Below are 20754 nucleotides of genomic sequence, written 5' to 3'. Positions count from 1 at the left end.
CAGCCCCTAATTTTTTGTTTAGTATATTACACTTTGTTGAAGTGCTTAATTACAATATTGTTAAAGATCGCCGTGCCACCTTCTGTAAATAGGGTAATTGCTTTATCGTTCGTTTCCGGAAAAATTTCATTAGAAATAACGATTTTACCATCATCTATAAAAACTTCAATGCTTGTTTTATCAACAAGGATCTTTAAATGAACCTTCTTTTTTTTCACATCAAATGGCACTTTGCTTTCAAGATATCTCTTACTCTTGTCGGGCTGCCCTATAGAAGCTCTATTAACATAAGCATATTGACCTTCTACAAAAATACCGACATCTACATGGCGGGTTGTATCCTTTGACTCTCGAAGCCTTAATCCTACATTCTTGATGTCCGACCAAGATATATCAGCGTCAAGTTGGTACGTATCGCCTGTCATATCGAGCGTTGTGGACCCATTCACTTTTATTTGTTCCAAGGAATTCTTAGAGCTTATCAATTTATTTAATGCTTCAATAGGTTGTGATACCAGACTATACGTATGATCCCAACTTGTTTTAATTTAATTTGGCGAACTATTGAATCCGTTCCATTAAACCCTTCTTTAAGCGTTGGTGTATTATGAGCGTAATCCCAATTATTCATCCAGGCCAAAGCATAACGATGGTTGTATTAAGACACAGAAGAAGGATTCCGTGTCTTTCAATAACAAATTGGTTTATTTGCGCAACTGAAGGCTGACATCAATCTATATGAGGTGCTCAGTGTGAACAAATCTTATACGATGTGCCCCCATCCAATGACTCTGAAATACCAATTGCCTTCAAGAAGACTTTTCAGAAAACAAAATTTTGTTAAGCAACAAACAGGCTCACCCGTAATGGGTGGGCTTTATTAACACTTTTCTGGTATTTTCCCTTTGATTTCCTGCATTATTTTCTGCACTTCCAATTCGCGGTCAAACAATACTTCTAACAATGGTCCGTTATCTGAGGCAATCTCAATCCCTCATTAGTTTCAATGTTCGGAATTGACTCTAAAAAGTAATTATTATCCAACTAGAGACACCCAACGTTCTGAGATCCATTCTGATACGTCGTGATAATTATAGCAGTACTATTTTATAATACGTTTGTGAATATAGGAGATGGTCGTTTCGGATAAGCCCTGAATACTTGACGAAATACACTTCAGTATTCTCAATCGCTTCATCCTCAGTAAAACTCTATTACCTATGTCGCTAAAACGCTCGCACGCTACAACCTCAATAGTAATCTAAATATATTGAGCGTCATTCTTTCCGTTTAGTCCTTATTACTCACTTTTAAAACGATCTATCCCGTGCTTAGTAAGAATTCAGTAAGGAAGACGATACTTGTGTAGATCACGTAATAGGACAATTGCCGGTTACCCAGGTACCGTCCTTTATAATGCAGTTTTCTTGTTGCTCAACTATCGCCTGCACCATCAGCGCTTCCGCATCACAACATGCTTGTGCGGAGCTTTTAGCTCGGACGCAAGCTTGCTTGGTCCTTGTTTGGTCCCTGTCTCACAAACGGGGTGCAGTCCTTGAATACGTTGGTTTTTTTCATGTAACCTTCTAGCAACCTACCCGATCTAATATATACGTAACGTTACGAACATTCTAATACTTCTAGTCAAGAAAGCAGGTGAACTCTTGCAGTTAGTTTTTTTTCCATGTAACCTTCTAGCTACCTACCCGATCTAATGTATAGTAACGTTACGAACATTCTAAACACTTCTAGTCAAGAAAGCAGGTGAACCCTTGCATACAGATCCTATTGTCCTCAAAGCCAAAGCTGGGGACCCTGAAGCATTCATGCAGTTGATGCAAGAGATAGAGTTACCCTTGTATAGAACTGCAAGGTCCATCGTCAACAAAGACGAAGATTGTGCAGATGCCCTACAGGAGACGATACTTAAAGCCTTTAAATCCATCCATACTCTCAGAGAGCCCGCTTTTTTCAAAACGTGGATCTTCCGAATTCTGATTAATGAATGCAATAAAATGGTCAAAAGCAACTCAAGAACCCTCCCTTACGGAGAGGTTCCCGACGTCCCTTCCACTTCCAAGGATTATGAGAACATCGAATTATGGGATGCCGTTCAACATCTTGAGGAAAACCTACGGATTGTCATTCACCTTCATTACCTACAGGACATGCCGATCAGTCAAGTTTCCGACATTCTCGAAATTTCTACGGTAGCCGTGAAGACCCGGCTACATCGCGCCCGCAAAAAGCTAAAACATTCATCTCAAATCAATCAAGAAAAAGGAGTTGCGACATCGTGAACACTAAATTAGAAGAACAATTAAAGAACTGCCAAAGCCTACTTCCCGATCAGTTATCTGATATTGCCCGCTCCAAGCTGAATGAGACTTACCAAATCATCAGGGATACCGATAATTCCATTTCCCCCATTCAGAGAAAGACAAATGTATCAAGAACTTTAAATAAATGGTGGGTTTCCACTGCAGCCGCTGCAATCCTTGGAGTTACACTCATTGCTTCCGGATTTGTATCTCCCGCCATGGCAGATGCACTCAAGCAAATTCCGGTTCTAGGACAAATCTATTCATTATGGGGCGAAAAGAACTTAGATCCCGGTCTTCAACAAGCCGAGGATTTCATCACAAACGTAAACCAAAGCGTGACCCATGGCAATGTGACTATGAATATTCCAACGTTGTTATTTGACGGGACCCGAATTCTTATGAACATAACCACTCCTGGAAACCGTCTTGCTTCGGAGCCCAATTCGCCGCCTTCCGATGCCAATAAAGGGGCGGTAGATAAGTTTGAGGTCCTCTATAACGGCCAACCTCTGCAATGGGGTTACGAACACATGGACGGTGAGACTGCTTCCAGCATAATGGTTCAGGTTTTCAGCACTTATTATGAGCCGCGCACAACAACACCGACTATCCAGTTCCCTGATCAGTTTGACTTGACTGTAAATGTAACGTTAAAGGGCTACGATGTCCCGTTCCAATTCGTTGTGCCTGTTACAAGATCAACGCCCATTACCGTTCTAACTTCAGAGGAGACCAAGCATCACGATAACATTAACTTGCAGAACAGTAAGCTGGAAATCACACCAATCACAACGCAGTTATCCGTTGAGTACAAAACCAAACCGGGCCAGAGCGTAGAAGAAATGCTCGCTTCTATCCCTTCGAAATACAAGGGTGCTAACGGGGGCGTCATCGCTCTTCAGTATGACATTGTGGATGAACATGGCGTTCAACTGAAGCCCATCGGTGGTCACCCCTTAAGCGAATCTTATAATGTTCTCTTTGAACCTTTCAAGACTCAACCGCGTACCGTAACCATCAAACCGTACTTAATCGTATCCGAAGGTCAAGCGCCAGCTGGGGCTATAGGACTGGTGGAAGTCAAAAATATAGTCAAGGAATATATCCCTGAGCTAGAGACTGTATTTTCGGTGCAATAGTTCATCTGTAAAAAGGACCTTATTATCTAGGATTAAAAAGGTATGCAAACCTACAAAAGACGGAGCCATAATTGGCTTCGTCTTTTTCTTTAAATGACTTTAACCCTTGTCTGGCCTAACTCAAGTCATCTTATCCTCTAGTGTTTTGATGATATCTATTCCACCTTTTCCCCCGTTTCAAAGTACATAAACATATTAAGTATAAATTAGTTTCCCGGGTACAGTTCATGGATTTTGGAGACCAAGTTTTCTGAATTGGTACGGAACACTTGGTTTGAATCCGTCCAATCCGATTACAGAAAATACGCAGCATGAAACTTCCATCCCAGATGAGCTGGATTAAATTCCATTTGAATTTCGCGCCCGGGACTTCCTATGTACACCTTAGAACCTGGCTTACGCCATCTACCAATTTGGGTGATCCTGTCCGGATTCTGGCCAGTAATATATGTAAACCTGCCATTGTATGGAATGTCCCTCAAATGAAACTTTGGACACCCTACAGCAAATACTTGAACTTGCTGATATCCGTACTTTTCCTCCAAATAAAGCCCTGTCCGATAGGCGATCATTCCTCCAGCACTATGCCCGATAAGGATTAAGTCATCCGAAACTTCTACATGCTCGCGGATGATTTGCGATACGCTTGTTACTCGCTTGGACTGGTCATAGTGTTGGTCATAGCCAACTTGAGTAAGCTGCCTTGCCAGGAGACGGATTAAAGAGAAACCCGTAGTGCCGTTTGCAATCCCATAGGGAAAGATCATCACAACTTTGGCATTTCGATATCTTTTGGCAATCTCACTTGCAGCGTCTTCAAAATTATTTCGATAAGTCAGTACACCGGCAAAAAAACAAACCACCGTGCGGTACTTTATTGTACATGTGCTATTGGAGGATACGAACGTCTCTATCATGATTTCACAACTACCTCCTTATGAGGTGCAAATTTATTCATTAGTAATCAGCTATTAATATGTACCATGCACCTATCTTTCTCTTCAACGCAAGGTAACGAAGCTTAGTAAATATTCAGTAAGGAAGACGATACTTGGCAAAACACCCTTCTAGACTCTCTATCGTCGGACTCTTCTCCCCACGCTCTAGTTGTCCAATATATACGCTATGGAGATTAGCAAGGTTAGCCAACTCTTCCTGGCTATATCCCCGCCCCTTCCTATAATTGTAGACTACTTGATCTCCTAAATGAAGAGGAACTCTCTCAAGATGAATGGCGTACTGAGAATACGCTAGTTCGAAATGAGAATACTTTGCTTAGTGAATGTAAGGTTGAATTGTTAAAGCATGTTAACAAAGAAAAAGACCTGGACACTAACATCCAAGTCTTCGAAAAACAAGTAATGAATTTGCTGCACCTCAATATTGCAGATGAGCGGATCCTGAAGCAAATCGTTATGAAGCTCATCCAGAAGATCGAAGTATTCGATGATGGCAGCATTAAGATACATTACAATATTGCTCATCCATATCAAATACAAGGGGCGTAGGAATTAAGCTTGCCCCACCCATTTTAGCCACACTGTACACTCCACATGCACCGTATGCGGGTTGATCAGGCCTTCCGATATAATCTGTTATAGTAGGCTGAGGCCTTGGATTTACTGAGTTTTCAGTTTTCACTCTCCATTCTGTTTGGGTGGTTTAGGATGGTTGGTGTTACTTTTCAACACCAATTTAACACCAGTATTAATATCAACGGTAGTTCCAAAAAGCTTGTGAAAAACGATATAAATATCTATCGGATGTCTTTTTCAAGCTGAATCCAAAATCTAAGCTTAGAAGAAGAAAAAGATTCAGCTTCTATCTCAATCACAATATTTGCAACCATCAAGATAATAAATAGGGAAACTGTAGAACACCTAGGCGAGGGCATGTTCCTTCACCACGTTATCCGTTATTATATCCCCATGATTGGACGCATAAATTGAAGAAGCATTGTAATATAATATTCGTACTTTCTCTTTCTCAGTCACTTCCTTTTGATTAAAGCGCGGGAGTACAGGACTAATTCGGTAATCGGTACATATTCTTGTCATCCGACATTTACCCATTGTAGTTCATTTTTAATTGCTGATTAACTGTCCTGTATAGAGGCATCTTGCCCCTGTCAGCCAACAACAGAAGTCAAACCATCATTTATTACCACCAATAAACACCTTAGATGAATCACAAAGACAAAAAAAACGGCATTTCTGCCGTTTGTGTTTAAGGTGTTGGTAGAGACTAAGGGATCGAACCCCTGACCTCATCACTGCCAGTGATAGAGATAGGCTAGGATTTAGTATGCTTGTGTAGGAAAAATCTTTATTAAATAAGGTTTTTTCATAGAGTCATGTGATCTAAATGGCTCTTTTATGATGCTTGGTGATGAATCTTGTCCCCTATTCGTCCCCACAAAATAATGCAATATGTTTCCGCACACAACATGCGTTGGGTGCTGATTGTTGGATACTTTCTAAAAAATAAAAACGCCCGACAGCCAGCGAATCGATAAAACAATTTTACCGCACAATTAGCCGACATACTCTCCGAGATCTCCGAGAGGAGTGGAATATATGGTCATGAATGGGGAGTTCTTTGTGATCAAGGAAATGCATGCAAAGGGAATGTATATCACGTATATTGCTAAAGAAGTAGGAAGAGATCCGAAGACAATACGAAAATTGTTGGGGCAAAATGAACCCCGCCGTTATCAACGTTCAAACCGTCGAATTGGCAAGCTCGATGCATATAAAGCCTATGTAGGTCAGCGTATGGAGGATGGTTGTCTAAACGCAGTAGTCATTTACGATGAGATTAAAACAAAAGGATACATCGCTAGCGTAACCACCCTTCGTTACTTTATGAGACCACTGAATCCTATCATTTCTTCTAAGGCAACTGAACGATTTGAGACCGAACCTGGGGAGCAAGCACAGGTCGACTGGGGTCATTTTCGAGTAGATTGGAATCAATCACAAAAGCGGTTATATGCGTTTGTTATGGTACTTGGTTATTCGCGTACGTTGTATGTGGAATATACAGAAGATGAGAAAGTAGAGACGCTTATCGGCTGCCATGAACGAGCTATGACGTACTTTGGAGGAGTGACAAGAACCTGTTTGTATGACAATATGAAGACCGTTGTCATTGGACAAGACGAGCAAGGTGAGGTCATATGGAACGAGAGATTTGCAAAGTTCGCAACTCATCATGGATTCATTCTTCGTCGTTGCAAGCCCTATCGCCCCCCAGACAAAAGGAAAAGTTGAGAATGGCGTTGGTTATGTACGGAAGAACTTTTTGTCCAAGGGTTCGGTCTTATACAGGACTACACGATCTAAATCAACAGGTGCGTCTATGGTTAGATACTGTAGCAAACTGTCGTATACATGGAACAACTCATAAGGTCCCTACGAATCGTCTAGTAAATGAAGCGTTGAATCCGGCCAATCCCTTTCCCTTTCATTCAGAAGAACGCCATATTCGCAAGGTTTCGAGTGACACATTGGTCTTACCAGAGCAATCGCTACTCCGTTCCGTTTGGTTATGTAGGCCATCACGTACATGTTCAGGATGAGAAAAACGGCATACTACATATTTTTAACCAAGAAGGCACACCCATCACCAAACATGAGAAGGCGAACGTTGTACACCAAGTCATTACCAATAAAAAGCACTTCGAAGGCATCCGAACAGCAGGTAGCAAAACGGTTCCCCAACCCATGCCCAAACTGGTCGCAACAGTATCCCTCGAAGTGGTCGAACGCTCATTAGCAGTGTATGAAGCGTTGACGGATGAGGAGGTGATCAAGCAATGATCCTCACCGAACGTCTTTACGAAGCTTTTCAGCAGCTTGGATGGGGAAGAATACCTGAAATTGTCCATCAGCATGCAGAAGAAGCAGCTAAAGAAAATATATCGTATCTCGCGTTTTTAGACAAGCTATTACATGAGGAATTAGAGGCTAAACACCACCGCAATTTGCAGACAAGAACTAAGCTAGCAAGGCTACCGTACCAAAAGACATTGGCTCAGTTCGACTTCTCTTTTCAGCCAACTATTGACGAACGACGTATAAAAGATTTAGCCACGATGAGGTTTGTCGAACATCAGGAGAACCTCGTTTTTCTTGGTCCACCCGGTGTAGGCAAAACCCACCTTGTCGTAGCCCTAGCTTTAGAAGCGATTGCTCTGAGATATTCGGTTTACTTCATTACCGCTCATGATCTCGTTCAGACCCTGCAACAGGCCCATCAAACGAACACGATGAAACAAAAGGTACGTATGTTTCTCAAAGCAGACCTGCTCATCATTGATGAGATTGGTTACCCAAAGATGGATGCCGCTCACTTCTTCTTCCAGATAATCTCTGAACGGTATGAGAAAGGCTCGATTATTCTCACCTCCAATAAGTGGTTTGGATCCTGGGGTGAAATATTTGGTGATACGGTACTTGCTACCGCAATCCTAGATCGTCTCCTCCATCACTCCGTAACCATAAACATAAAGGGGAGAGCTACAGAATTAAAGAAAAGAAAAAAGCTGGGTTCTTTCAAGCATGAATTAATGGAGAATAACGATATGTAATTCAGCTCTATCTAGGGAATTTTCGATTCTCCAGTTCTTCGGGATATCACGTGTCAACTAGGGACGGATCAGTGTCGATCCGAAAAACGCCATCGGGTAGTGATATTTCAGGACTTTGAAGGCCGGGAGATTCGAGTCGTTACGGATTTAATGCAGGTGGCTGCGGAACAAATCGCAAAGATGTATAAAGCTCGTTGGCAGATCGAGGTCTTTTTCCGCTGGATTAAACAGCATTTAAACATCCCCACATTGTTTGGCACCATCGAAAATGCCGTGTATGGTCAACTGTTTGGAGCTTTGATGGTTTACGTACTGCTCAAGTGGCTGTTTGATGCCACTAATCCAACATTGCCTCGGCATGCAACCCTTTCTTTTGCCCGATTCTCTCGTGCTATTTGTAGATTACCGGTTGAATGGCTGGTGCGGATTCAACATATTGTTCAGAAATATAACCTTTTTTGGTTTATTGAGGTTACATAATTTAGTTAATCAACAGGCGTGTTAAAGGAACATATTCTTGCTATACACCGGTTGCGATCTCATTAGGTTATTTCCGTATGCGCACGGCCTTGCGTAAAGAGGGTTTGGTAGTTAACCACAAGAAGGTACGCAGACTGATGCGAGAGCTAGACATTCAATCGGTTATCCGAAAGAAACGACCCTTTGCTGAACGTAAGCCGTCTGTTCTCTTTCCAAATGTGCTGAACCGTGAATTCACAGCAGAGGCAACATAAATTAAATTAGTGACGGATATTACTTTTGTCCGAGTAGGACACGGCTTTCTGTATTTATCTGCAATTCTTGATCTTTACAACAACGAAATTATTGCTTGGAAACTGGGAGAACGGAATGATCTGCAGCTCGTTCTGGAGACAGTAAAACAGGTAAAAGCACCCACAGCCTTACTACACTCTGACCAAGGCTTCCAGTACACCACAAGAGCTTACGCGAAACTGCTTGCTGATCAGCAACTTAAGGAAAGTCATTCTAGACGAGGAAACTGCTTTGATAATGCTTGCATCGAATCATTCTTCTCACATCTGAAGACTGAGAAATTACACCTAGCAAAGCCAAAAGATGTTGCTGAAGTAGAGCGATTAATTGAAGAATACATCGATTACTACAACCACGAGCGGTTCCAAAAAAAACTCGGCGACCTATCCCCGGTTGAGTACCGGGAAGCGATCGCCTCTTGAATAACTTCTTTTTTTTTGCTGTCTACTTGACGGGGATATGACCACCTTTACCAGATTTGGATACCGCTTTTTTAAGTTATCCACCTTTACTGTCAGATAATCTCGATTCTTCCTCTACGGTGTCAAATACTGTACGGGCACGTCCTTTAAATGGATTTGATTGGCCCTTACGAACATCAAATTTCTCCCCGTCTAGCCATTTCTTTACCCATACCTTTAATTGTGTGCAATTTCTTATTTCTAAGCTTTCTGCTACAACTTATAGCTCACTGATCCCTCTAAGGAGGCTTCCTCAGTCAGAGAAAAATACCAAGTGATTGAACAACTACGTGATCTACACGGAGTCACACACCTGCTAGCCATCTCAGGAGTACCTAGAGCCAGTTACTATAAGTGGCGAGCTACACGGTCACGACGGGCCGTAACACAAACTCGGGATCACGAAATCATGAAATACATGATGGACATTCATTCCGTTCATCCTTTATTTCGGATATCCTCGTATGGTGACGGCTTTGTGGGAAGAAGGCTACCGTGTCAACCATAAAAAAGTATCTCGTCTCATTAAAGAATTATCCATCCAATCTGTGATTCGAAAGAAACGACAACGATTGAGTTATACACCTTCTGTCGTATATCCTAACCGATTGAAGCGTCACTTTCATGCTACACAAAAGATGGTCACAGATATCACTTATCTCCGATGGTACACGCTTTTATTACCTGTCGGCAATTCAGGATTTGTTTAATAATGAGATTGTAGCTTGGCAATTATCCGATCGTAATGATGTCAAACTCGTGCTGGATAAGGTCGATCAGTGGACAAAGAAAAGAGACTTGGAAGCCGTGCTCTATTCGGATCAAGGCTTCCAATATACGTCTCATGCGTATTACACACGACTAGAAGCATTCAACATCAAAGGTAGCCACCCTCGCAAAACAACCTGCCTAGATAACGCATGCATCGAATCCTTCTTTTCGCATCTCAAAACAGAGAAGTTGTATCTTCATCAGTGTAAGTCAGAAGTCGAGATACATCAAGCCGTTGAAGATTATATCTACTTCTATAACTATCAACGGTTTCAGGCAAAAACTCAAACAGCACGTGCCGATTGAGTATCGGCACGCGTTATTTGAGTTTTTTTCATCTGTCTACTTGACAGGGGTATGACCAGACCACCTTCCCGTTCAAGGGTTTTCTTCTTATTTGAAGTTTGTACTGTTGAGTCATATTGCCGTATTCAGACCCATTGGTACTTTTTAAAAGGCCTCTTATATTATTTCTTTGATCTTTAATATCACGTTTTTTAGAATATCCTCTTCTTGTTGTTCTATTTGTTTAATGAGTACACTCAATTTATCCTTTTCATAAGTTCCAAAAGCATTAGCAATATTAAATTTTAGAGTACAATTAAATAAAATATTTGCTGTATTTACCAGTTTTTCGCTACTAATAATAAGTTCATCTATATTTTTTATATATCCCATTTTTCCTAAAAAATTTATTCGTTCTAATAAAGCCGCTTTGTGTTCAAGTAACAAACGAAAAACTCTTATGTCCCAAAAAGTTGTGTTCGCCTTAATGTAGGATAATATATATTCATACACATCTTTTCCATAGGCATCTTGTTCATTTATTGGAATATTAAAGTATTTAAACTGTGCATCATTCGTACCATTCAAAAAATCTTCCATTTGATTTAATATAAATGAAACATTAAAATGGAAATCTTCCTTTTTCGGAATTATTAAACTGAATGTTCTTTGCTCTGTATTATTCATAGAAGAGCAAAATATAAAGCCATCGCGAAAATCATCATAAGACACCTTTTCAGGAACAAATTGACCTTCTCTGTTATAACCTACTGCATTTAGTATCTTTTCATCATCATCATAACCTATTATTAGAATATCATGTAAAAAGCTTTGTGAATAATAAGCCTGCCGGTTTGGTAAGAAGTATTCGTTGATATATGTATTCACATAATATCCATGATTCAATGAAACGATAATAAACTGAATTGGATCAGTAATATCTTCAACAAAGGATTTTGTAAGATAAGTTCTGCTTAAAAAAGGGTTTCTTAATAATGAAAAAACTAGCTTATGGTCTTCTAAGTTTAAATCTGTTTTAGGGCAACATAATTGTAAATAATTCATCTGATACCAAGGTATTGACTCTTCAATGGTTGACGTTATTCCTAATTCACAAGCTAGATAGTTGAATGTCCTAATAGGAGGAACTAAAAAGGGTAGCAGCTTTTTCATATTATCTTCTCCTCGAAAAATATTTTTATGCTTAATTTCTACTTTGCTTCTATAACCCAATTCCATCGGAACTGGCGATGAAGGTCGTGTTTACCCGTCATTACTTTAAAAAATCGAGTGTATTGCAATTATCTCCAGCGACCTGAGCCTGATAGCCTATGGGCATTCTAGTCGGACAAAGCAATCTGTGGGACAGGCTTCGCCTGCAACGTCTCTAAGAATAATTTTAACACCCAAATGCCAAACGCCAGCTACATAGGGAGATTGATTTACCGATTCTCGAACGAATCCGCCAGGCTCATCAACGGACGGTAAAGGCCAAGCGCCTTACGTCTGCCCAAGCTGCCAAACTGTTGTCGCTTTATTTGACGAGCAGGTCCGTACGGTATGCGAGTTGTACTACGCAACTTCGTCCCTGTAAATTTAATTCTATTAGAGCCTGTTCAAAAAGCTCACAAATATATAAAAACCAAAATGCACTGATGCATCAAATGGTAAAATGGAAGTATCCCACCGACCAAAAATACCAATATGCGAGGTGCATTTTCATGGAGTTACAGTTAAAATTGCTTCCCTACCACTATTACTATTATAACGCACTCGGCTTTGACCCTGAACTCATAGATTATATCGATCATGTGGATGACTCCATCGTGCTAGAGAAGATTCTTCCGCTATACAAGGATGGCGGTCGTCCTCCCATTGATCCAAGAGTCTGCGGATGCATTATTTATACTTCACCCATCCGGAAATTACTTCGTTTCCGGAACTAGTCCGGCAAATAAAAGAACCGAAAATTTAGGCTTGGCGTAATCTCAAACATTCAAAAGGTAACTGTTCATAGTAGCCTGAACCATTTCAGAACTAAAGTAACTGCAGAGTTGTTTTACGCGATCCTATTTGACATCATCGCACAAGCTTATATAACACTTCCCATTTATAATGGGTGTGTTTATGAACTGCCCTCATTAGAAGTGAATGACTGAAGTTATCAAAAAGTCCTTTGATATTGAATTCGAGTACCCAATTATATTTTCAGCATCTTTGCCTTGTTATGTCTACGGCATCATGTGCTGACTTGTTTCGGCGATATCCTTAGGAATCCGATAGAAAATAATAATCTACATATGGCTCTAGCGAATTTCTCACTACCATTTGGGCAATCTATCCTCTATGTTGAGAATACCCAAAACACGTCTTCCACCACTTTTCTTAGGAATTCCGACTGCCTTTACTGGTTGCAGAAAGTACCTAAGTACCTACCCGATGCCATCCTATTCCATATCTTATATAGGTTGTCTCTTAGACTTTTGTCGAACTCTTCTAAGGCTCGGTAGTCTATGCCTACCGAGCCTTTGTTTGCTTTTACTGCTTTGTACGCCTTCCTACACTTCTCTTTTAGTAATGTTAAATGACTTTGCCTTTTCCATCTAGTTCCTCCCAATAATGGTTGACCAAATTTATAAGCTGGATAATACAGTTCCTTCGCTCCCTTTCCATTACAGAAGCTTCATCGTAGGTATAAACTGTTTCGCCCCTATATTTCGCATTGGTACTTTCGCCCTCGTAAGTTCTTTACTTATGGCTTTTCCTTTTACATCGAAATCGTAGTTTCTCACTTTCTATCTAAAACCCAAGTTATGTTCTTGCCACCTTTATTCCAGCTACCATCTAGACAGTAAACAGGATTAATTCTAGATTTATTCCAAAACTGCGATTCGTTTTGATAGCTTCAGAAGCATATCGAAACGTCATCGGTGGTTTTATTTTCGTTCAACTCCATAACTCACATCTGACGAAATCTTAAGTTTCACCTTTTTCTTAACGCTCAATACCATTGCTTTTGATAACAGCACCTTAAGGTGATTTCAAACCTCTACCTGTATAGTAGATTTCGAGGGGCCTACCCTCATCTTTTAGATAGCATAAGGCAACTTCCCAAATTGCCTTTTCATGACACACGATCTGTCGAGCCTTTTTTCACAACACCAGTAGGGCTGCGGTTTCAGTTAATGCCCGCATCTTTTCGTTTCAATTCACGAGTAAGGCTCTTATTCTCGCTTTATTTGTTGCGCAGTTATTTTTGTAGATTTATTGCTTGCTCTGCAACACCTCCGTTGGCTTGCATACAAGCGTTACGCTAGGCTTCCACTTGCTCTACAAACATCCCCTTCGTTCGATAGTGCTCAGACAACTCGAATTCACTTAACGTGGACGTCTCTACAACAATGGCAACTTATCTCGCGTAATCCATTTTCAGATTCTGTGGTTGAGCCAATGGCTCGTTCAGCTGCTCGTGCTCAAAAGAGCTTGCTATATCGTCTTTTAGGCCCAATAAAGTCATATACCCAAACAAAACCAACATACACTGCGAACACTGCATGCGGATGGTTGAAACCAAGAGGTATACGATCTTCTCAAATACTGAAAGGTACCGTACGGTAAGTGTTTCATTACTTCCTTTACGAGTGCTGCGGATTCTTCTATATGAATTTCATCTGCGCTCATATCTCTAGTTCTAGTAAGTTGAGCATTTCATTGATATACACTTAGTCTGCATCTGCTAATTCCTTTGTTATTTGGTCGGACTTACAACATTACAGGATCAGAAAATGTGTTTTTCCATCTTCAACCTTGGATTATTTCGTCAAGAACTGGTTTTGGTTTTGAGCCAAATTTAATTCTTATTTTTTATTATCTATCGTCCCGATGGATAATCGTACCTTACACAAACTTCTTGACGCTACCTGATAACACGACCTCGCCTACAAATGAAGAAGGAAGTCATGTGAAAATCTTAAATGTTAGTTTACGGCTGCATTGGCTTCAATAAAACTTACGACGTCATCCACGCATGATATTGCTTCCACATTTAAGAGGTTATCAGGTATCTCCACACCAAAAACAGATTCTATATTTACGATCAAACGAATAAAAGTTAGGGAGTTAATGCCAATATTTTTGAATTGATTCAATATTGTGTTCTGTGGCAGTTCCATTAACTCGATAATCATATCTTCGATTTTTTTTTTCGTTTCATTCATCATCATTTCTCTTCCAAGTTCTTCGAACTCACCGCCGATTTTAAAAGTCGGCCTTATAATTTCAATACCTATGTCTATAAGCTTTTGGCTTCCCATAAATTCCAAGGATAATTTCGCTCGTTTTTTGTGCTTATCTATTCTTTGAATGTTACCTTCCATTCCTTTTAAAGGCCCAGAAATAACTAATACCTTGTCATTTCGAAATAATATATTGGAATATTCCACTATATCATTTTCATTAATAATCTTTATTATATTTTCCATCTCGATATCAGGAATATATTTAAAGTTCCCTTCTTCGTTAAACCTATTGTTACCGCGTGAGATGTCTCTTTTATTTCGATAATTTAATATTTTTATAATTTCAGGTATTGACTTGATTTTGTAATATTTCTCGTTATCCATATCAGTTTGTATAAAAACATATCCAGGAAAAATTGTTTTTATCGCATCACATATGATCCCATTCTTTTTCTCAGGTATTTTTCTTTTAGGTACACAGCATAATACTTTCGAAGTTCCAAGTCGTTGATAAATATTAATTTTAACTTCTTCTTCTTTGCCACTTTGAACAAATATACCATACCATCTCATAATTAGATCCACCTAGTGTATTTTAGTAGAGTATTACATGGAGAACTGCTCGTCAGCCTTCTACTGCATTATACATGGCAAAGATTTTGCAAGAGTCAAGTTCCTAATCGAATATGAGGCACTTCAAAATACCCATGAGGGGAGGCGATCCAATACCTTTAGTGCGCTCTTTCCATTGAGGTGGATTTCGTCAAGCAAAATCAAAAAAATCGTGCAATTTTACCCATCATCGTCAGGGGGAATTTAGCCAGCTTTCCTTATATAAGCAGTTCTGCAGGTAAAGAACCGCGTTTTGTCGTCCGCTTGCTGCACAGCCCCGGTGCCTGGTTAAACAGCCTGAACCGCAAAGCCCTTCCCGAGCATGCTGAGCTGAGAGAGGCATTGCGTACGATGCAGGACTTGTCCAGCTGGTTGCGGCGGGATTTCCGCCTTCTGCTAGAAGCTCGTGATCAGCCAGCGCCGTGCAGCTCTGCAAGATGGAGGCTACTCAGCCGCGCCGGATTTCCGCTCTACAAGACGCTGGACGGTTATGATTGCGACTCCCCAAACATTGTTGCCATAACGCTGAGTTCAATCTCACGACCTAGGCAATAACATTCAAAAGCTCATCAACGGTATTGACCATATAGTCTGGTGACTCTTGTTCAAGGACATTCTTAGGTACATCTCCCCAAGTAACAGCAACAACCTTGACGCCAGCCAACTTAGCACAAATAATATCGTTCGTGGCATCCCCGACCATAACTACACTGTCAAAACTAACACCTAGGTTATTGATAGCAAGAACTAGACTATCCGGATGGGGTTTGGGGTTCTTCACATCATCCGAGCATACAACGGTATCAAAATATTCATTTAGCATCAATTTATCAAGAAGCTCTAAGGTTCTCAGCCTATCTTTACCTGTGCACAAACCACATTTATATCCATTCTTTTTCAATAGTTTGAGTAAATCACTCATTCCATTGTAGATTTTTACTCCCCCAATTTTTTCACGGCTGATTCTTTTATAAGGTTCAACCATCTCAAGCGGCAGCTTCATTTTAATAAATATATTTTCAAGCGAATCCCCGCTATGGCTTAAAAATTCATCGATAGAGGGTGTACCCTCTCCTACAATGAGATTATAACTTTCCGTGAATGCTTGTCTTTGAATTTCAGATGAATCAATGATTACACCATCAAAATCGAAAACTATCCCCTTTTCCAAGGTATCACCTACTCCAATATATTATGCATTCATAAGCTATTTATATATTTCGGGAAAAAAGTTTTGGATTTTTTTAATTGCACCTGCAATCTCAAATATATCTTCTTCATCACCTAGCAATGTAAAATGTGGTAGCCACACGACATTGTCTGCGATTTTCTTCGCATTTGTTAGATCCGCTTCATTCTGATGTGGGTATTCATTTATGCGACCAGCAAAATTATTTTCTTTAAAAAAAATCGTTTCCGATATAACAGGATATGCTACAAAGGACGGCACGCCCTCCATAATAAGCAGCTCAACAAATTGTTGCCGGGACAGCCCGCCAAAATATTCTGAATTGTAATAGAACATATACATGTAATGCGGGTTTAAAGTTGCATGAGAATTCTTCCCCTGTGGCGTTATCCCCTGGACATCAGCTAAGAGCTTGTCCAGCAATGCAGCGTTTACTTGCCGCTTTTCATTCATTTTTTCAAGTCTTTCCATCTGGGCGATGAGCACGGCTGCCTGAAACTCATTCATGCGGTAATTAGATCCCAGCACCAGGTGTGCGTAAACCCTATCTCCTTTGGGCCTTCCTACACCATGGATAAGATAAGCTTTCTCATATAGCTCCTTGTTGTTTGTTACAAGGGCGCCCCCTTCTCCACAAGTCATAAGTTTTCCATTTTGAAAGCTAAAGATCGACATATCACCAAAGCTTCCCATTCTTTTCGCCTTGTACTCGGCACCATGGGCATGCGCCGCATCTTCGACAACCTTTATCCCATGCTTTCGTGCGATCTCACAAATGGCATCCATGTCACAGGAATGCCCTGCCATATGTACGGGTATAACAGCCTTCGTTTTAGGGGTAATGGCCTTTTCAAAGGCTTCCGGCGTCATACAAAATGTTTCAGGGTCAACATCAACAAGAATAGGCGTCGCATTGCAATACAAAACAGCTGTTGCTGTAGAAATAAAGGTAAATGCCGGGAGAATAACTTCATCTCCAATACCTATTCCTAACGTATACAACGCAAGCTCAATAGCATGAGTCCCATTTGTAACACCAAGACAGTACTCAGCGTCCTGCAGCTTAGCGAACTTTTCTTCAAATTCGACGACCTTATTCCCGCTCATTCGCCACCAATTTCGGCTTTTAACCACTTCCTCAACCAATTGAAGTTCTCTCTCATCCGAAAAAGGCCATGTTGGGAAAGGCTTTGTTTTATACGGTGTTCCCCCGTCTTTTACTAACATGTTCATTTCATTCTTCCTCCCGCTAAAGTAATATTTTCGCTTATTCGATCATTCGTTCACATTTATTGTTTTCCTTTGTTCTTGAGAACGTTATGGATAGCTATCAAACTAAGGTCATATCCATATCCTTTAAACCCTACTATGTGTCCCACCGCTTTTTCTGCGAATATGGACTGCGAATGCCAACCTCCTCTCTCGTAAATATTGGAAAGATGGATCTCCACAAAGGGAATATCAATAGCTGTGATTGCGTCCAATATTGCATATCCTGCCTTGGTGTACGCAGCAGGGTTTATTACGATTCCATCGATTGTGCTTAAATGGTCCTGAATGAAATCAACAAGATATCCTTCATGATTGGATTGAAAGAAGACGAGCTTAATACTAAGCTGGTTACCGAGCTTCTTTAACCGCAGCTCAATATCATTCCATGTCTCAATGCCATAAAACCCTGGTTCCCGAATACCCAATTTATTAATGTTCGGACCATTGATTACTGCAATAGTAATAGACTTATTTTCATCTAAACTTTTTCCCAGTAACAAAGAACGATTATCTATTCGATTCACTTCCCTTTGGATAAAATACTTCAATTGAGTTGCCGTCGTTTAATTGCTTGTATATGAGGTTCAGAGCTCCAATTGCTCCGCTATTGTCCCCCAACCGTGCTTCTATCACCTTCATATCCCTTTGGACATATTTAAGGTAGCCCTTCAGCGTATCGTTTAACGGCTCCAGCAATATATCCCCGGCACCTGTAACGCCCCCGCCAAGTACGATCAGAGAAATATCAAGCAGCATAATCATACTGCCGATCATCTTCCCCAAATGTACACCCGCTTGCTTAAAAATATCTCGAGCAACAGCATCTCCGTTGGCTGCTAGGCTTACAACATCCTTTAAGTCAAGTTCCGATACTGCCGTTGATCGCTCAAGCATCTTCAAATCAACAAATTTTTGTAGTAATATAGGTCCTGAAACTAATGATTGGAGACATCCGTTCATTCCACATTTACAATCAGGGCCATCCTCTATAACTCGTATATGTCCAATTTCCCCAGCCCATCCATTGGAGCCGATATGCAAAGAATTGTTAAGAATTAGTCCGCAGCCTACTCCTGTACTGATTGTTACATAAGCTAAATCGCTATATCCTTTTCCAGCTCCGGCCAAATGTTCTCCAAGCGCGGCAGAATTAGCGTCATCCTCAAATAACACAGGCACATTATATCTTTCCATCAGGTAGCTTCTTAAAGGAAAACCATTCCATGCCCTATTATTCGGCCATGTAACAATTGCTCCGCTTCGCCGGTCGAATAGTGCCGCCAGAGACAGACCTATTCCTCTCAACTCTTTATTCTCCAGCGATTTTTCCTTAATGACCGAATCCATTAATACACATAGGTTTTCGTGAACTTCCTTGCTGGGGTCGTTAAATTTTTTGAATAGCGCTTTATGCATATCCCCGATGCCATTCGTCGACTCATCGTAGGAAACTATCCGTACATATGTCCCACCTACATCCACTCCTATAAAAAAGCTATTCAAACCGCAGCCCCTCCAAGTCATTAATGGCAGTTTCCCGATCGATTCTGTTTTCGTTCGAATATAGCTTTTCAATCAGTTCAACTGTTCTCAGACCATCGCTTCCTGTAAGGTATCTAGTGGCGCCTCCTCTAATGGTATCTGCAAAAAACTGCCCCATAGCGTGAAAGGCTTCCATAGCGTTATTAATACTGTTATCTAACGTGATCACTTCCACACCTGCACTGTCTTCGACAATCAGACTATCCTCGTTCCACAATTTATCATTGCTAAACCCAAATAGAGTTTTTAGTTTAATGTTTCCCTTGGTACCCTTCACTATAAAATATGTACAATCTCCGTTAATATCAGCAGCCCAGCTTAGTTTCAAGTTTAGTTTGCTACTTCCAGAAAATCCTATTTCGGAAATTGCTGTAACTTCAACATCCATCGGCAAACCAACCGAATACTCACCTTTAAACCAGCCTGCATCTAAAGGATCAGCTTTACTTTCCTGCATCACCGTGTCCAAGTTTTGGCTTAAGGGCTGCTTGTCTCCAAATAACATCAAACAAATATCTACCATATGGGAACCAAGGTCGATCAACACGCCGCCGCCGGATAAAGCTTTGTTGGTAAACCAAGTGCCAGGTCGAGGAATACCTGATCTTCTTAACCAACCTGCTTCTACATGAATGATTTCTCCAATTCGGTTAGATTGTATAAATTCCCGCATTTTTAAGACGTCATATCTGAATCGGTTTACAAATGCAGGAAAATATACAAGTTGATTTTGTTCTGCAATTTCGATTATCTGCTTAACATCACCAGCTCTTATAGCAACTGGTTTCTCGCAAATAACATGAAGCCCACGTCTAAGTGATTCCATAGTATATTGCGCATGTGAATGATTAGGGGTAGCAACGATAACCGCATCGATGCCAGAGTCCAAAAAATCGTTTAAACTGCTATATATACCTTGAATATCGTGTGCTTTCGCAAGCCTAGCAGCCCGTCCAATATCTATGTCGAATACTGAACTGATCTTAACGTCACTGATCTGTTTAAACGCGGGGATGTGAGCATACTCAGCAATCCACCCGCATCCAATTATTCCTATATTTAACCTCTGACTCTTCATTTCTTCACCCATTATTCTCCGCTTTCAGCAGGAGCACCTCATCGTTGGTATCGTTTTCAAGATTAACATCGGCCTTTGGCTTTACAACACTTTTTGTCCATGAACCTCTACGTTATCCAATTTAATTATTTTATTGCAATCATCTACAAAAACAACTTTAGGTCTAAACGTTTTAGCTTCTGCTTTTTCGAGACTGCCATAAGATATAATAATTACTAAATCTCCTGGCTGTACAAGCCTTGACGCTGCACCGTTCAAACAAATCATTCCACTGCCTCTTTCGGCAGGTATCGCATACGTTTCCAGCCTGCTTCCATTATTAAGGTTAACAACATGCACTTGTTCATTAATCATAATACCTGCTGCATCCAATAGATCCTCATCGATAGATATACTCCCTACGTAATCTAGATTTGCTTCAGTCACCTTTACACGATGGATTTTGGATTTCATTAAAGTGATAAACATATTTACTTCT

At 40.6% G+C, this 20754-nt stretch carries 19 protein-coding genes and 4 pseudogenes; 10 read left to right on the top strand and 13 right to left on the bottom strand.

Annotation, left to right across the window (positions count from 1 at the left end):
- Positions 1–26 precede the first annotated feature (26 nt).
- A pseudogene (locus BW961_RS15600) lies at positions 27–649 on the bottom strand (GH32 C-terminal domain-containing protein); the annotation flags it as partial.
- Between the two features lie 1123 nt (positions 650–1772).
- On the opposite strand from BW961_RS15600, the gene BW961_RS15590 reads away from it, so the two are divergent.
- Positions 1773–2300 (top strand): RNA polymerase sigma factor, encoded by a 528-nt coding sequence (locus BW961_RS15590; protein WP_068579323.1) that lies wholly within the window; start codon positions 1773–1775, stop codon positions 2298–2300.
- Positions 2297–3463 carry a DUF4179 domain-containing protein gene (locus BW961_RS15585; protein WP_068579319.1) on the top strand — a complete coding sequence of 389 codons (1167 nt, stop codon included), beginning with the start codon at positions 2297–2299 and terminating at the stop codon, positions 3461–3463. The genes BW961_RS15590 and BW961_RS15585 overlap by 4 nt, the downstream gene beginning before the upstream one ends.
- Positions 3464–3756: 293 nt before the next feature.
- Here the strand turns inward: BW961_RS15585 and BW961_RS15580 are convergent, their stop codons facing one another.
- The 4 genes from BW961_RS15580 to BW961_RS30585 all read right to left on the bottom strand — a co-directional run bounded on the left by BW961_RS15580 (position 3757) and on the right by BW961_RS30585 (position 5520).
- Entirely contained in the window at positions 3757–4380 is a 624-nt protein-coding gene (locus BW961_RS15580; protein WP_244555975.1) for an alpha/beta hydrolase, read from the bottom strand.
- A gap of 115 nt (positions 4381–4495) precedes the next feature.
- Positions 4496–4696 (bottom strand): helix-turn-helix domain-containing protein, encoded by a 201-nt coding sequence (locus BW961_RS31590; RefSeq protein WP_082867277.1) that lies wholly within the window; start codon positions 4694–4696, stop codon positions 4496–4498.
- 65 nt (positions 4697–4761) lie between these two features.
- Positions 4762–4932, bottom strand: coding sequence for a hypothetical protein (locus BW961_RS30590; protein ID WP_156510080.1), 171 nt, complete (start codon positions 4930–4932; stop codon positions 4762–4764).
- 411 nt (positions 4933–5343) lie between these two features.
- The gene (locus BW961_RS30585; protein WP_156510079.1) at positions 5344–5520 is read right to left on the bottom strand and encodes a hypothetical protein; all 177 of its coding nucleotides are present in this window, start codon (positions 5518–5520) and stop codon (positions 5344–5346) included.
- Between the two features lie 519 nt (positions 5521–6039).
- Between BW961_RS30585 and istA the strand changes: the two genes are divergently transcribed.
- The 7 genes and pseudogenes from istA to BW961_RS29930 all read left to right on the top strand — a co-directional run bounded on the left by istA (position 6040) and on the right by BW961_RS29930 (position 10366).
- Positions 6040–6735: an IS21 family transposase gene (istA, locus tag BW961_RS31250; protein WP_244555973.1), complete on the top strand. Its 696-nt coding sequence runs from the start codon at positions 6040–6042 to the stop codon at positions 6733–6735.
- A gap of 228 nt (positions 6736–6963) precedes the next feature.
- Positions 6964–7284: a Mu transposase domain-containing protein gene (locus BW961_RS31245; RefSeq protein ID WP_244555972.1), complete on the top strand. Its 321-nt coding sequence runs from the start codon at positions 6964–6966 to the stop codon at positions 7282–7284.
- Positions 7281–8029, top strand: a pseudogene (gene istB, locus BW961_RS15560) (IS21-like element helper ATPase IstB). The gene BW961_RS31245 and the pseudogene istB overlap by 4 nt, the downstream one beginning before the upstream one ends.
- A 52-nt stretch (positions 8030–8081) precedes the next feature.
- Positions 8082–8534: pseudogene (locus BW961_RS15555) on the top strand (transposase); the annotation flags it as partial.
- A gap of 24 nt (positions 8535–8558) precedes the next feature.
- Positions 8559–9250, top strand: a pseudogene (locus tag BW961_RS31240) (IS3 family transposase); the annotation flags it as partial.
- A 470-nt stretch (positions 9251–9720) separates the two neighbouring features.
- Entirely contained in the window at positions 9721–9999 is a 279-nt protein-coding gene (locus BW961_RS31950; RefSeq protein ID WP_326110800.1) for an IS3 family transposase, read from the top strand.
- Positions 9914–10366: a DDE-type integrase/transposase/recombinase gene (locus BW961_RS29930; protein ID WP_139331659.1), complete on the top strand. Its 453-nt coding sequence runs from the start codon at positions 9914–9916 to the stop codon at positions 10364–10366. The genes BW961_RS31950 and BW961_RS29930 overlap by 86 nt, the downstream gene beginning before the upstream one ends.
- A gap of 156 nt (positions 10367–10522) precedes the next feature.
- On the opposite strand, the gene BW961_RS15540 is transcribed toward BW961_RS29930, so the two are convergent.
- A complete protein-coding gene (locus BW961_RS15540; protein ID WP_068579310.1) occupies positions 10523–11518 on the bottom strand; it encodes a hypothetical protein in 996 nt (331 codons plus the stop codon).
- Positions 11519–12066: 548 nt separating this feature from the next.
- Between BW961_RS15540 and BW961_RS15535 the strand changes: the two genes are divergently transcribed.
- On the top strand, positions 12067–12291 hold the full coding sequence (locus BW961_RS15535; protein ID WP_068579307.1) for a hypothetical protein: 225 nt from the start codon (positions 12067–12069) through the stop codon (positions 12289–12291).
- A gap of 2031 nt (positions 12292–14322) precedes the next feature.
- Here the strand turns inward: BW961_RS15535 and loaP are convergent.
- The 7 genes from loaP to panD form a co-directional block, all read right to left on the bottom strand.
- Entirely contained in the window at positions 14323–15156 is an 834-nt protein-coding gene (gene loaP / locus BW961_RS15530) for an antiterminator LoaP (protein WP_068579304.1), read from the bottom strand.
- 583 nt (positions 15157–15739) lie between these two features.
- Entirely contained in the window at positions 15740–16366 is a 627-nt protein-coding gene (locus BW961_RS15525) for an HAD family hydrolase (protein ID WP_068579300.1), read from the bottom strand.
- Positions 16367–16402: 36 nt separating this feature from the next.
- Positions 16403–17617 carry a DegT/DnrJ/EryC1/StrS family aminotransferase gene (locus tag BW961_RS15520; RefSeq protein ID WP_068579297.1) on the bottom strand — a complete coding sequence of 405 codons (1215 nt, stop codon included), beginning with the start codon at positions 17615–17617 and terminating at the stop codon, positions 16403–16405.
- A gap of 56 nt (positions 17618–17673) precedes the next feature.
- Positions 17674–18180: a type II 3-dehydroquinate dehydratase gene (locus tag BW961_RS15515; RefSeq protein ID WP_244555971.1), complete on the bottom strand. Its 507-nt coding sequence runs from the start codon at positions 18178–18180 to the stop codon at positions 17674–17676.
- Positions 18164–19159 carry an ROK family protein gene (locus BW961_RS15510; protein ID WP_068579294.1) on the bottom strand — a complete coding sequence of 332 codons (996 nt, stop codon included), beginning with the start codon at positions 19157–19159 and terminating at the stop codon, positions 18164–18166. Before BW961_RS15510 ends, BW961_RS15515 begins: the two co-directional genes overlap by 17 nt.
- Positions 19152–20276: a Gfo/Idh/MocA family protein gene (locus tag BW961_RS15505; protein ID WP_068579746.1), complete on the bottom strand. Its 1125-nt coding sequence runs from the start codon at positions 20274–20276 to the stop codon at positions 19152–19154. Before BW961_RS15505 ends, BW961_RS15510 begins: the two co-directional genes overlap by 8 nt.
- Positions 20277–20357: 81 nt before the next feature.
- On the bottom strand, positions 20358–20744 hold the full coding sequence (panD, locus tag BW961_RS15500; protein WP_068579291.1) for an aspartate 1-decarboxylase: 387 nt from the start codon (positions 20742–20744) through the stop codon (positions 20358–20360).
- Between the last annotated feature and the right edge of the window lie 10 nt (positions 20745–20754).

It is taken from the genome of Paenibacillus macquariensis (assembly GCF_900156375.1).
Lineage (GTDB): Bacteria > Bacillota > Bacilli > Paenibacillales > Paenibacillaceae > Paenibacillus_AQ > Paenibacillus_AQ macquariensis.
The sequence above is the reverse complement of the archived record's forward strand: the minus strand, read 5'-3'. Positions and strand labels throughout refer to the sequence as shown.

What these genes read in the sequence shown, in the direction of transcription:
- BW961_RS15580 (WP_244555975.1), bottom strand. Translation starts at nt 4,380, where the DNA reads ATGATAGAGACGTTCGTATCCTCCAATAGCACATGTACAATAAAGTAC.
- BW961_RS30590 (WP_156510080.1), bottom strand. Translation starts at nt 4,932, where the DNA reads ATGTATCTTAATGCTGCCATCATCGAATACTTCGATCTTCTGGATGAG.
- BW961_RS30585 (WP_156510079.1), bottom strand. Translation starts at nt 5,520, where the DNA reads ATGACAAGAATATGTACCGATTACCGAATTAGTCCTGTACTCCCGCGC.
- istA (WP_244555973.1), top strand. Translation starts at nt 6,040, where the DNA reads ATGGTCATGAATGGGGAGTTCTTTGTGATCAAGGAAATGCATGCAAAG.
- BW961_RS29930 (WP_139331659.1), top strand. Translation starts at nt 9,914, where the DNA reads ATGCTACACAAAAGATGGTCACAGATATCACTTATCTCCGATGGTACA.
- BW961_RS15540 (WP_068579310.1), bottom strand. Translation starts at nt 11,518, where the DNA reads ATGAAAAAGCTGCTACCCTTTTTAGTTCCTCCTATTAGGACATTCAAC.
- BW961_RS15535 (WP_068579307.1), top strand. Translation starts at nt 12,067, where the DNA reads ATGGAGTTACAGTTAAAATTGCTTCCCTACCACTATTACTATTATAAC.
- loaP (WP_068579304.1), bottom strand. Translation starts at nt 15,156, where the DNA reads ATGAGATGGTATGGTATATTTGTTCAAAGTGGCAAAGAAGAAGAAGTT.
- BW961_RS15520 (WP_068579297.1), bottom strand. Translation starts at nt 17,617, where the DNA reads ATGAACATGTTAGTAAAAGACGGGGGAACACCGTATAAAACAAAGCCT.
- BW961_RS15505 (WP_068579746.1), bottom strand. Translation starts at nt 20,276, where the DNA reads ATGAAGAGTCAGAGGTTAAATATAGGAATAATTGGATGCGGGTGGATT.
- panD (WP_068579291.1), bottom strand. Translation starts at nt 20,744, where the DNA reads ATGTTTATCACTTTAATGAAATCCAAAATCCATCGTGTAAAGGTGACT.